Source organism: Spirosoma gilvum (genome assembly GCF_054776815.1).
This window is the reverse complement of sequence record NZ_BAAHBH010000001.1, coordinates 736,672-749,344: the sequence shown is the minus strand read 5'-3', so window position 1 is coordinate 749,344 and position 12,673 is coordinate 736,672. Positions and strand designations below refer to the sequence as shown.

At 48.0% G+C, this 12,673-nt stretch carries 14 protein-coding genes; 5 read left to right on the top strand and 9 right to left on the bottom strand.

The features are described 5' to 3' along the window. The first annotated feature begins 126 nt into the window (after positions 1–126). Positions 127–318 (top strand): cold-shock protein, encoded by a 192-nt coding sequence (locus ACYVFD_RS03010; RefSeq protein ID WP_461088272.1) that lies wholly within the window; start codon positions 127–129, stop codon positions 316–318. Positions 319–480: 162 nt separating this feature from the next. Here ACYVFD_RS03010 and ACYVFD_RS03005 read toward each other — a convergent pair whose 3' ends face one another. The 4 genes from ACYVFD_RS03005 to ACYVFD_RS02990 form a co-directional block, all read right to left on the bottom strand. After that, positions 481–651 carry a hypothetical protein gene (locus tag ACYVFD_RS03005; RefSeq protein WP_461088271.1) on the bottom strand — a complete coding sequence of 57 codons (171 nt, stop codon included), beginning with the start codon at positions 649–651 and terminating at the stop codon, positions 481–483. Positions 652–706: 55 nt separating this feature from the next. Then, a complete protein-coding gene (locus ACYVFD_RS03000) occupies positions 707–1,150 on the bottom strand; it encodes a cold-shock protein (protein WP_461088270.1) in 444 nt (147 codons plus the stop codon). Positions 1,151–1,322: 172 nt separating this feature from the next. Then, the gene (locus ACYVFD_RS02995; RefSeq protein WP_461088269.1) at positions 1,323–1,640 is read right to left on the bottom strand and encodes a hypothetical protein; all 318 of its coding nucleotides are present in this window, start codon (positions 1,638–1,640) and stop codon (positions 1,323–1,325) included. Between the two features lie 274 nt (positions 1,641–1,914). Next, a complete protein-coding gene (locus ACYVFD_RS02990) occupies positions 1,915–2,766 on the bottom strand; it encodes a CvfB family protein (protein WP_461088268.1) in 852 nt (283 codons plus the stop codon). A gap of 276 nt (positions 2,767–3,042) precedes the next feature. Between ACYVFD_RS02990 and ACYVFD_RS02985 the strand changes: the two genes are divergently transcribed. The 4 genes from ACYVFD_RS02985 (at position 3,043) to ACYVFD_RS02970 (ending at position 6,945) form a co-directional block, all read left to right on the top strand. Continuing rightward, positions 3,043–3,891: a lytic transglycosylase domain-containing protein gene (locus ACYVFD_RS02985; RefSeq protein ID WP_461088267.1), complete on the top strand. Its 849-nt coding sequence runs from the start codon at positions 3,043–3,045 to the stop codon at positions 3,889–3,891. 262 nt (positions 3,892–4,153) lie between these two features. Next, on the top strand, positions 4,154–4,966 hold the full coding sequence (locus ACYVFD_RS02980; protein WP_461088266.1) for an MlaE family ABC transporter permease: 813 nt from the start codon (positions 4,154–4,156) through the stop codon (positions 4,964–4,966). A gap of 93 nt (positions 4,967–5,059) precedes the next feature. Continuing rightward, a complete protein-coding gene (locus tag ACYVFD_RS02975) occupies positions 5,060–5,815 on the top strand; it encodes an ABC transporter ATP-binding protein (RefSeq protein ID WP_461088265.1) in 756 nt (251 codons plus the stop codon). A gap of 98 nt (positions 5,816–5,913) precedes the next feature. Continuing rightward, positions 5,914–6,945 (top strand): MlaD family protein, encoded by a 1,032-nt coding sequence (locus ACYVFD_RS02970; RefSeq protein ID WP_461088264.1) that lies wholly within the window; start codon positions 5,914–5,916, stop codon positions 6,943–6,945. A 151-nt stretch (positions 6,946–7,096) separates the two neighbouring features. Here the strand turns inward: ACYVFD_RS02970 and ACYVFD_RS02965 are convergent, their stop codons facing one another. The 5 genes from ACYVFD_RS02965 to ACYVFD_RS02945 all read right to left on the bottom strand — a co-directional run bounded on the left by ACYVFD_RS02965 (position 7,097) and on the right by ACYVFD_RS02945 (position 12,514). Next, the gene (locus ACYVFD_RS02965; protein WP_461088263.1) at positions 7,097–7,813 is read right to left on the bottom strand and encodes a GIN domain-containing protein; all 717 of its coding nucleotides are present in this window, start codon (positions 7,811–7,813) and stop codon (positions 7,097–7,099) included. A 292-nt stretch (positions 7,814–8,105) separates the two neighbouring features. Continuing rightward, positions 8,106–9,947, bottom strand: coding sequence for an STN and carboxypeptidase regulatory-like domain-containing protein (locus tag ACYVFD_RS02960; RefSeq protein WP_461088262.1), 1,842 nt, complete (start codon positions 9,945–9,947; stop codon positions 8,106–8,108). Between the two features lie 56 nt (positions 9,948–10,003). Then, a complete protein-coding gene (locus ACYVFD_RS02955) occupies positions 10,004–11,110 on the bottom strand; it encodes a FecR family protein (protein WP_461088261.1) in 1,107 nt (368 codons plus the stop codon). Between the two features lie 3 nt (positions 11,111–11,113). Continuing rightward, positions 11,114–11,827, bottom strand: a complete 714-nt coding sequence (locus ACYVFD_RS02950; protein WP_461088260.1) for an RNA polymerase sigma-70 factor — start codon at positions 11,825–11,827, stop codon at positions 11,114–11,116. A gap of 174 nt (positions 11,828–12,001) precedes the next feature. Then, positions 12,002–12,514: an HPP family protein gene (locus ACYVFD_RS02945; RefSeq protein ID WP_461088259.1), complete on the bottom strand. Its 513-nt coding sequence runs from the start codon at positions 12,512–12,514 to the stop codon at positions 12,002–12,004. Positions 12,515–12,673: the final 159 nt, after the last annotated feature.

Sequence of the window (12,673 nt, the reverse complement as noted above, 5' to 3'; positions counted from 1 at the left end):
TGCTTTCATACGGCTAACGAATTATCAACCAGCTTAGAGCTTATCTGCTGATTTACTGAAAATCAATACGATAATTACTAGGAATTGCCATTTATTGTACTGTACTTTGTGCCAAACTTTAATAAAATGCAAACAGGAATTGTAAAATTTTTCAATGAGACCAAAGGGTTTGGCTTCATTAAACCTGATGATGGTAGCGCTGATATTTTTGTACACGCTTCGGGTGTCATTGATCTTATCCGTGAAAACGACAAAGTGAAGTTCAGCGTCGAGCAGGGTAAAAAAGGCTTAAATGCTATCGATGTAGAGCGAGCTTAATTAAGCGATATACGTAATCAGTTATAAGAAAGCACACCTAATTAGGTGTGCTTTCTTACTTTAAAATGAATTTTTAATTCTAGTTACTCCAAAGAGTTCTATACTGTACCTCCATCTAATCGAAATCGCTAACGGGTAAGTCCCCTATAGCAAGTTTACTAGTTATCGACCAAACTGAGGAATTAAATCGAGTCGCTTCGTTGCCTGCTCGTCACTTAAATACAGCACGGTTTTGGGCAGACCTTTCACCATATAAGGCTTTTTAGCCACTTCGGCCTGCTGACGAGCCATCAACTGCCGTTCTTTGGCATTTAATTTTGGATATTCTCTCATACTAATTCAGGGATTTGTTAAAAGAAGGTAATGTCCATACTTAATTGACTCTCGCTTATGCCTGTTTTTTTACCTGAATGGCACTCGCTCCTTTAGGCGTAGTCTTTATTTCAAAAAGAACTCGATCATTTTCCCTAATTGGGTCGATAAATTCATTCTGATGCACAAAAATGCTTTGTCGACTTTGTCTATCCTGGATAAACCCATACCCTTTTGCAGAATCAAACTTGGTCAATGTACCTTCCCGAATTATGCTGTTCGCTCCCTGATTCTGTTCATTTCGAACAACACTATACCCCTCTGATTTAGACTGACTGTATATAGGGGGCGTTGAGGATAAGTTGCCATTTTCATCAACGTAAGCTAACATCTCATCTAAACCTTTCCCTTTAGTAGGGTTCGCTTTCCGGTCGTCGCGTTTCTCCTGCTTCTGTTGCTTCTTCTTTTGTCTGATCTTCTCTTTTTCTCGTTTATTAAATGTTTCTTTGGATGTGCCCATATAAAAAATTTTGTCGTGACAGGCAGAGCCATTGCTTGACTCTGCCAATAATTAATGAGGTGAATGATACTTGGAAATGCGTTAGCTGATTTACCACCGAAAATCAGTTAACGGTTTTTTGTCCTGAATTGATACCCTTATCAATTCAGCACGGAATTGGACTAACGGTAAGTCAGCCGCTTTTAAAGTCAGTTACTGCCTCAATATCCTTTGCATAAGCGATCATTGGTTTACCCCAGGTTACTCCTCGGCTGTATGTGCAAATCAGATACTCGTCGCTATATTTGGAGATGGCCAGTATGATTTCTTTATTTTGAATCGACGCTTCGCCGACCGTATCGGATACCAATGTTCCCTCGTGGAAATAACTGATCTGATAAACGAAATCCTGGCTCGATGGATAGCCATTGGACAGCAAGTTATCGCTCAATCGTTTTAAAATACGCTGAGCTTGGGCTTCGCTAGCCGCAAACGGGATGAAAAAATGCATCAATTGATGGTTTGTAGACGAGCTAGACCATCAACTCAACGGGGAGCAGAAGGAGAAGTAGTCGGTGAACAACTAACCGGTAAACAACTAATAAGTACCTAAAGGTACATAATTATAAATAACTTAACGGAAATTCAACCATTAATTTTATAAGATTTTGGCTCATGCTGCTAATTTCTGCTTACTATTTTAGTTGAATCAATACCCGATTGAGCTAAACAGACTCCATTAAACTCGTATATTCGCCACAGTCCGCTCTATACTGAAACCCACATCAAATCAACCGGATTCCCTTTTCTTCGAGCACAATTTTACGTTCCCGATACAGGGTTCCGATGGCTTTTTTAAAGGTCTTCTTACTCATTTCCAGCGTGCTGTAAATTTCTTCGGGCGGGCTATTGTCTGTCAGGGGCAGAAATCCATTTTCGGCTTTTAGCGTCGCCAGAATGCGTTGGGCATTGGGTTCTACGTTCTCAAACCCAGCCTTTTGTAAGCTTACGTCGACCAATCCGTCGGCACGAATCGTTTTGATGTAGCCAATTAGGGGATCACCCGGTCGAACGGTTCTAAAGATTTCGTTGGCATAAATCAGACCTTTGTAGCGATTGTTGATAATCACATTCAGGCCCAGATCAGTAGTTTCGTAGGCCAGCAATTGCACTTCTTCACCGACAACCAACTCACTGACATCGGGGTCTAGAAACCGGCCTACCTTACTGGAAGCCACTAGCCGGTTAGTGCGTCGATCCAGGTACATAAACACCACATACCACTCTCCTACCTGCATCGGACGCGACTGTTCACGATGAGGCACGAGCAGGTCTTTCTCTAATCCCCAATCCAGGAAAGCGCCCGCATTGGTTACCGAAACGACTTGCAGGGTCGCAAATTCATTGCGTTGAATAGCGGGCGTTAAGGTTGTGGCAATAGGCCGATCTTCGGAGTCGGTGTACACAAACACGTCGATATCGTCGTCCACTTCCAGCGTATCGGGTACGTATTTATTGGGCAGGAGAATGTCATTGGCAAAGTCCTGCGTTTTTCGATCCGACAGGTCGCCCAGAAAAAAACCGACGCTGGTTTGGCGGAGCGCCGTCAACGTATTTATTCGTCCGATTTCAATCATAAGTCACTAAATACTTTCCCATTCATGGAGCAACGGGATAAGCCGACCGAAAGTTATGAATTTTTAACAGGGGCATCACCTTATTTTTCGCCAAACGGTTCAACTTTATACGTCGGCAAGTTTTATTCTGAAAGGTACTGGCACTCAGTTGCTTTCGTTCCTGATACGAGGAAAAATCCAATTTCTCGAATACGTCTCTTTTTATATATGATTGATTATCAGGACACTAAACTATTGATAGTATCGTTATCATTCATTACCATCCTGAATTGAGTTTTGTTAAAGCGTATTGGATTCTCAGTGTTAATGGCCGCCCTACGTCCGGCTGTTGCGATTGCCGCCAAGTTCATTCCTCTGAATGCAAACCCCGTTTCTCTCCTTGCTAAAGCCAATGTGGTAGCCAAATCCGATGCGACGGCATCAAGTCATTTTCGGCACACAGCGGAGACGCTTTTAAAGCCCGTACTGGCATCGGCGCCCGAACTGCCCTTGCTCGATGTCGATTTCTGTGGAGAATGTTTACCACTCGATCAATCGGATGTAGTTGACCGCTGGAAACATGTGTTCACGCTATTTCGGCCACACGCCAGCGATCTGGGTAACCTTCGGCAAAAAGCCGAATCGTTTTTCCCGCTAATCGATCCAATTTTGGAGAAATACGATATTCCTGATGATTTCCGCTACATTCCACTGGCCGAAAGCGCTCTTCGGCCCAGGGCCGTTTCACGAGTTGGGGCGGCTGGTTACTGGCAGCTTATGCCCGGCACCGCCCGCGACCTGGGACTGAAAGTAAGCAAACGAGTCGATGAGCGATTCAACGTTCAGAAGGCGACCGATGCCGCCTGTCGCTATTTACGGGCCTTGTATTCACAATTAGGCTCCTGGTCGCTGGTAGCGGCTGCGTATAATGCCGGGCCGGGATTTATGAAAAATCAGTTAAAACGGAACGCTCACCGCGATTACTACCGAATGAGTTTGCCCCGTGAAACCCGTTATTACCTCTACCGGGTGCTACTATATAAAGAAGTCCTGTCGCGACCTGGCGATTACTCCTCTTTTCTGTCGCCTGCTCCACAAACGGCCTATCGGACCTGGCAACCGATTGACTTTCGGCAGGCAGCCTAAGCCGTCCATATAAACTTTAGGGAATTGAGTAGTCGAAGCGCAGCAGGTTGTTGCGCTTCGACTACTTTTGCCAAAATAAAACCACGGCTCTACAAAACAGTTATATGGGTATAATTAACCCGATGTTACTGACAAGCCGGTAATTTGGTCGGTTTTGGTTCTATTTATGCTCCTGATTCTTTAGATTCTGTAGGCGTCAAAAGAAAAACAGGGCTTATAGAATCAGAAACTCTCAGAATTAACTTAATTTTCCACCAGTTGAATGCAATCAGACGCCAATAAATCCCAACAGGCTACTGGCCGGCCTGTCACTACACGAAAATTTGACCAGATTTTTTTGAGTCTGGGTGATGTAGCCGCTTTCATAGGGCGCTTTTTTCGGGAAGTGTTCATGCCGCCTTATGAATTCAAGGAGATCATCCGGCAATGCTATGAAGTCGGCTATCGATCGCTGCTGCTCATTTCCACGACAGGCTTCATTACCGGTATGGTATTTACCAACCAGTCGCGCCCATCGCTTTCCGAATTTGGGGCTACCTCCTGGCTTCCTTCTCTTATTGCCATTGCGGTCGTACGAGCCTTAGGACCACTGGTAACCGCCCTGATTGCTGCGGGAAAAGTAGGTTCCAGCATCGGGGCCGAAATTGGTTCGATGAACGTAACTGAGCAAATCGACGCCATGGAAGTGTCGGGCACCAACCCCTTCAAGTTTCTGGTTGTGAGTCGCGTATTGGCTACCTCGTTTACGATTCCACTACTGACCATGTACACCATTTTTGTGGCCCTGATCGGTGCGTTCCTCAATGTAAATGCCAATGAGCAAACCAGCTTTACATCGTATATCCAGGAAGTATTTGGGGCCATTACCTATCTTGACATTTTTTCGTCGGTCATTAAATCCATTGTTTTTGGCTTCACCATCGGCATGGTTGGTTGCTATAAAGGTTATCATTCGTCTAAAGGAACCGAGGGCGTTGGTAAGGCGGCTAACTCATCCGTTGTGACAGCCATGTTTTTAGTATTTATTGAAGAATTGCTCTCACTACAAATCGTGTCCGCAATTCGGGGAAGCTAATTTAATTGTGATTGGGTGATTGAGTGATTGAGTGAATAGATGACACAACCATTATTCACTCAATCACTCAATCACCCAATCGCTCAATACATTATGAGCGAAAAGAATGAACCTGTTATCGTAATCAAGGGATTGAAAAAGTCCTTTGGCAGCTTGCATGTGCTACGTGGGGTTGATTTGGAAGTGAATAAAGGCGAAAACGTGGTCGTGCTGGGCCGGTCAGGAACGGGTAAGTCTGTCCTGATCAAGATCATGGTCGGTCTACTCAAACCCGATGCCGGCAAAGTGATTATTCTAGGTGAGGATGTAGAGACACTCCGAGGTAAAGAACTGGATGAATTTCGCCAGAAAGTTGGATTTTCGTTTCAGAGCAGTGCCCTCTACGATAGTATGAGCATCCGGGAAAACCTGGAATTTCCGCTGGTGCGCAACGTTCGGAATCTGAGCCGGGGAGAGATCGACAAGGCCGTCAAAAAAGCGCTGGACGACGTTGGTCTGTCGCAAACCATCGATCAGATGCCCGCCGAACTGTCGGGAGGTCAGCGAAAACGGATTGGCATCGCCCGTACGCTGATTCTAAAACCGGAGATTATGCTGTATGATGAGCCAACGGCGGGCCTGGACCCGATTACCAGCGTTGAAATCAACAACCTGATCAACGACGTGCAGGAGCGGCTTGGGGCAACCTCCATCATCATCACCCACGACCTGACCTGCGCTAAAAGCACCGGTGACCGGGTAGCTATGCTCTTGGACGGCAAATTTGCACGCGTGGGCACCTTCGACGAAGTATTCGCGGATAAAGACGAACGCATACAACAATTTTATGACTACAAGTTTGTGGATTGAGTGTAATGAGTCGAAGAATCTAAACATTTTATAGGTTTCACTGATTACACTAACTGCATCTACTACACCACTTTCACTTACTCCACTTATCACTAGAAATGAGTACTGAATCGACAAAACGCTCTGTGGTCGTAGGCATATTCGTCCTACTGGGCATTATTATTTTGATCGCGGGAATATTTGTACTGGGGGGCCAGCAGAAGCGCTTCACCAGTACCATTCGTCTGGCAGCCCTGTTCAAAGATGTTGGCGGATTGAAAAACGGCAATAACGTCTGGTTTTCCGGTGTTAAAATCGGGACCGTTAAGCGGATTAGCTTTGTGAGTAGCTCACAGGTAGAAGTCGACATGAATATTGAGGAAAGCTCCAAACAGTATATCCGCAAAGACGCTTCAGCAACCATTGGTTCCGATGGATTAATTGGCAATAAGATCGTTGTGATTTCAGGAGGAACAACTCGTCAGCCTGAAGTAGAAGACGGCGATCGATTAAAAACCACTGAAGCCCTGAGTTCCGATCAGATCATGGCGACCTTGCAGGAGAACAACAATAATCTCTTGAAGGTAACCAACGATTTTAAAGAACTGGTTGGCAATCTGAAACGGGGGAAAGGCACCGTAGGCGCTGTCCTGACCGATTCGATGGTAGCGGATAATTTCAAACGGGCCATGGTCAACCTGGAAAAGGCTTCCAATAATACGGTTCGGGTAACAGGTTCGGTCGCTCAATTTGCCGCAAAACTCAACACCAAAGGAACACTGGCGAATGAACTAGTAACCGACACCACCGTATTCCGGCGGTTAAGCCGGGCAGCTACCCGGTTCGAATCGACCGTGACGGCTGCCGACCAGAGCGTGGCTACGCTTCGGCAAACGTCGATCAATCTGAACCGGGCATCGGATAAACTGAACAATACCAACAGTCCACTCGGCATTCTGCTGACCGACAAGGAAACGGCCACTAACCTTCAGGTAACACTGCGGAATTTAAGTACAGGAACCGCCATCCTGAATGAAGACCTCAAAGCCGCCCAGAGCAACTTCCTGCTGCGGGGCTTTTTTAAGAAGAAAGCGAAGGCTGAGGCTAAACAAAAAGCGGATAGTACTGCGGCTGCGACACCGAAGCCGTAATTGCCTATTTTTGTCATTCCGACCGAAGGGGGAATCTCATACTTGACTGATAATCAGCTTTGAGATTCCTCCCTTCGGTCGGAATGACAACCAGGGCCTTTGGAAAGAGTCTCAAATAGGCCAAATAATTGCCTTCCAACATAGTTAGAGTCTACAATTCATTCTGCACCGTACTGGCACCGCTCACACGCTGATCAACAGCCGGTTTCCCTCGATACCGGACAGCGCTGGCTCCACTAGCTTCAACCACAAGACTGCTGCTGACGCTAACATTGGCTTTACTGGCTCCCGACAAATCCAACCCTGCATTATCGACTGGATAATCGAAGGCTTGTAAGAGTGAAGCACCCGATAAATCAGCCGTCAGGAAGGTTCCCTTACCATTTATTCGAAGTACCGAAGCACCTGATAGATTAATTGTCGGACGGGCGGCCTGTATGTCAAACTGCCCTTCGGAAGCGCCCGATAGCGTAATATCGAAAACATCCACATTGGTAAAACCCGTGATCGTTGACCGAACAGCTCCCGAAAATTCCACTCCACGGAGGCTGGGCATTGTAATTCGGAATGTGGTCGCATACTGACGATTTCGGGCAACCCGGTACTGGGCTTTCAGCGTACCATTTCGCGTATATACATCCAGGTCGTCCAGATTTCGACGGTCACCCTCTACGGTGATGCTATAGGATGGACCTTGCTGAACCGTAACGACAAAGGCGCTGCCCATATCCAGCCGGTCGAAATTGGTGAGTGCGTAGCTTTGCTGAGCGGTCTGGTATGGCCCAACATCTTCCCGAATTAAGGAGCATCCTGATAGAGAAAGAGCGATTGTCACGAGCGAGATGCCTAAAAATTTTGTGCGTGTCATGTTTATACTTGTCGTTTAATAGTTTTCAGAGCTGTCAAGGTTGTATCCAAAGCTCTTTTGACCTCATGACAGCTATAAGCGTCCTCCCCCCTACGCTATCGACAAAAATATTTTTCACCCTTGCCCAAAACCTCACCCCCAACCCCTCTCCTAAAACAGGAGAGGAGCTAATATTTCGTCCTAATCGAGGATCAGCCCGGCCCTCACCTAAAAATGATTTGACGGAATTAATCACCAGAATTTCAGTCTTATCAGCCCACTGCTTTAGCTGTGGGTTTAACAATATACCCAATTAAAAGAACCGCAGTCCGAACTGGAAGCCGATCCAGCCCCAGTGGCGGGCGTTGCTATAGGCATCGGCACGGTCGGAAACCAGCATAACGTCGGGTTGTAGCAACGGAACCGGCCGATCGTCGGTACTGAAATACCAGTTGGCTGATGGTCCGAATGCCAGAGCGACATGGTTACCCAATCGGGTTTCAATCAGTGTATTTAGCCGAATCTGGTTGTTCCAGCCGCGAGGATACGTTCCATCGAAGTAAAACAGGTGATGGTCGATCAGTTCCAGGTTCAACAACGTGGCGTTCGACAAGCGAAAGGCCGTTCCCAGACCATAACCAGCACTGAGTCGGGGACTGCCAACCCGGTCGAAACTGTGCCCGGCAGTCAGGATATTATAAAATCGCTGGACACCCGTTCGTAAGGTCACGTTCAGCAGATTAACCTCGTTGGCGGCTATCTCAACACGCTTGTAACCTCCTTTTCGTACGAAGCTCACGAGACCAATTGGTACGCTACCGACCGTATCGGCCACATTGATCAGCCCCACCTGAAGACCGTTGGTAACTCGACGGGCTCCGTTCAGAATACCACTAACCTGCCACCCACGTACATCTCCTCTGGCCATATTCACCAGGCCAGCCAGTTGGACCCCGTTGACCGAACGACCCGCCACATTGATCAGTCCGGCTATCTGCCCTCCCTGAACCTGCTGGTTGGCATAGTTGACCAGCCCGGCTACCTGTGCCCCATTAACGGCCCGGCCCGCCGTGTTGACCAAGCCAGCCAACTGGGCGCCTTTTACATACTGATTGGCATAGTTGATGAGTCCAGCCGCCTGTACGCCATCGACATGGCCACCAATGATGTTGGCTAAACCAGCGCCCTGAAATCCATCAACATCGGTTCGAACCAGGTTCATCAATCCACCAACTTCAAACGCCCGAACGCCAAACGAATAACCCATCAGGGCATTGACCGAAATGCGGTTGCTGATACGTCCACTTAGGCGACCATTGGTGCCAAAAAACGGAACAAATGATACCTGCCAGTCACGATACAGCGTATCACGGCTTAGGTTGATGTCGTGAATGGCCTGCTGGGCCGATACAAACAGTTTCGAAATGCCGGCCCACCCTTTATCGACAACAGACATTGGCTGCTGAGCGGTTGAGTCCACCATAGGGGCAGGCGGTTCGACCGAAACCGATGCCAGCGGAGGGTCAACGGGTCGAAGGGTATCTTCGCTCACCCGGATTGGCAACGTTTGTACCGACGATGTCGCGGGCGGCAGGGGTGTCATTCGGATGGTGACCGCGTGGGAAATCCTGGACCGAATCAGCACTGTTTCACCCAAATACGCCTGTTTACGTACATCCAGCCGTACATTAGGGAGATTTGTTGGCAGCTGTAACCGGTAATAACCAAACGGATTGCTGACGGTAGAGGCCAGGGTTGTTTTTTCAAAAATACTGGCCCTGGCAATGCGTTCGCCGGTACGTTCGTCCAGAATATAGCCATCCAGCAGGAAACTCTTTGGGGCCGATTCTGGCGGATCGGCCCGGAACAGGATCACATGATTTCCCCGCGATTTATAGGTCACGCGGTTCAGAAATACCCGATTCAGCACTTCCCGAACGGGCGTATTCATTAGCCGCAGGGTAACCAAGGTATTGCCATCAATACGGGTTGGATCGTACGAAAATTCAAACCGCCCGGCCCGACTGATCTGGCGAAGGGCATTGTCGAGGGTCGCATTCCGAATATCCACCGAAATAACCCGATCCAGTGGAGGTATCGATTGAGCCGACAGGTGAAGGCTCACGAAGAAGAAACAAAAGAGAAAATAACGCATTGGACTTACTAACAGTGGTTTTACGACAAGACAGCCATCTGGTCGCTTACCCCTATTCATCGGCATCCGGCACCGTCTAAAATAATCGACTTCCCTTCATGACGAACCTGTAAACCAAGTGTTTCGGCCGTTACAGCTACCACTTCATCCAGCGACATTTTATCGAACCGGGTTTTCAGTCGGCAGTTATCCAGTCGGGTACTGGCCAGTTGTACATCCGAGTTATAGTGCTGGTTGATGGTCTGAACCACATTGACCAGTGGCTCATTATCGAACACCAGCAGTCCGGTTTTGTAGGCAAATGCGTTTGCGGCTAACTGGGCCGACCGACGGATGGTATCGCCCTGCTCATCGAAGGTAGCCTGTTGGTCCTTCGTGAGCAGAACGGCTTTGGGGCCACTCGAAAACCGCACTTTACCCGTCTGCACCGCAACACTGACATTGTTGTCATACGCTCGTACGTTGAACGATGTGCCCAGCACCTGTACTACGGTCGGGCGGGCCTTAATCCGGAAGGGCCGGCTGGGGTCGGGGGTTACATCAAAAAAAGCTTCTCCATTCAGGGTCACCTCGCGTCGTTCGTTTGCAAAAGCCGTGGGGTAAGTCAATGTAGACTGTCGATTCAGGACGATTCGGGAACCATCCGGTAGGGTTTTTCGAAGGGGCTTATCACCGGTTACAAGCGTAACTGTGTGGATCGCCGGATTATCGTGTCCCATATACCGAAACTGATACACTAACCAGCCCAGACTCACTACTAGCGCCAGTACAGCCGCCACTCGATAGGTAACCTGCCGCCAGTAACTGTCCCACTCAAACTTCCGACGGGGAATAGATGTAACAGACTGACTTGAATCAGCACTTACCCGTCCATCGATGGTGCGGATTTTCTGCTGAACCGATCCCCAGGCAGCATCTGTATCCACCTCGAACTGCTTTGCCGGACTGTCTACCCGTGGCTTATCACGCTTCCCACTTGTTCCGGGTTGTTTGGCCGCATTCCAGATGCGTTCGAATTTGACAAAATCGTCATGAGAAGGTTCAGAGATCCCTGCGTTGCGACTGACAAGCCATTGGCGTACCCGTGCCGATTCGGCCGGATCGGTTTCACCTGCCAGAAACTTGCCCAGTAAGGCATCGTCGATGGGTTGTTGATCGGCCATGGCTTAGATAAAATGAATAATGGATAATGAAGAATGAAAAATGGTCAATAAGGATAGCGCGTCTGGTTCGCTCAGCCAGCTAACAGCATTCAGTATCCATTGTCCATTATACATTCCCAGCGCCAATACAATTGGTAAGTACTCACTCAATTCAGTCCGTAAGATACGCAGGGCTTTGCCAATCTGATTCTCAACTGTTTTAATTGATATACCTAATCGTTCGGCAATTTCCCCATAGCGAAGCTCTTCGAACCGGCTTAGTGTAAAGACCAGTCGGCATTGCTCGGGTAACTTCTGAATCGCCCGTTGGATCTGATGAGCCAATTCGTCACCAATCATCCGCTGAGCGGGCGATTCGGCCGATTCTTCTCCGATGTGATGGATATACTCCCGATGTTCGTCGCGGACGGCTACGTGCTTGAGCCGATTCAGGCACCGATTATGAACCGACCGATACAGATAGGATTTGAGCGACACCGTAATGAGTAAGCCTTCGCGTTTCTCCCAAATAGCCAGAAACATGGCCTGAACTTCCTCTTCGGCCTCATCGGGGTCGGTCAGCAACTGGCAGGCATACCGGCACAGCGACGCATAATGCTGCCTGAATACGGCTTCAAAATCGCGTTCGCTACCCGTTCGGATAGCCTCGATGACATCCTGCTCGGTTAGGGGCACTGGTGTAGTATGATAAATGACAGGTGATTGCAAAGCTATCATTTTTGCCAAACATCCGGTTGTTCAGCATTATGACACTTAGTTGCCGGTCGACCCCTACGCCGTTTTCAAAAAAAGTTTTAGCCTTATGGTCAAAACTTTTTTTGAAAACGGCGTAGGGGTCGCAATGACAAAATTATGGAGGCAAGATAAACGTAGTCCAATAGTGACTCCGCATCATTCTTGTTCGGCAGCAGCCAGATAGGTCGGATAGGGAGCCGTCTGAGATTCTGTCACAACAAAGGGCTTCGACTGAATCGCTGGGAAAAGTTGCTTCTGAATCCACTGAGCGGCATAATGAACCCCTAAAATTGCCACCACAAACACAACCATGAACAGGTAATCCTGAAAAGGATGCGCGGATTTTACAAGCTGAAATAGAAGAGCGATGGCGGGCGGATGCACTGATGAAACCGAAGCCATTATGGCTACAACCACTAACGTCATTGCCAGTAAACCAAATAGGTTGTTCCCCCAGAAGACGAAGGTGATTAACCCCAGATGACCAACCAGCATGTAGCCAATCAAGACCGAACGCGGGTGCGCAAAAGTACCTTTCGGATTTGCAGCCAACAGTACACACGTAGCTACGAAGGCAGGCAATAAAGACAAATGATGAAACTTTAATGCGACCAGAAATAGGATTTCGATTCCAAGAATGTATACTGCCCAACGAATAGCCGTTTGCATAACGAAAGCGTTTAGGGATTCAACGTGACTTAGTAGGAGTTACCTATTGCCATTATCATGCCAAGCCTATACTGACTATTTCATTCGAGACTGCTCGCCGAACTTTGGCAAGGCTGATTCCATAGTTGATAATCAGATGCTTGTATCAGCCGTGCCAAA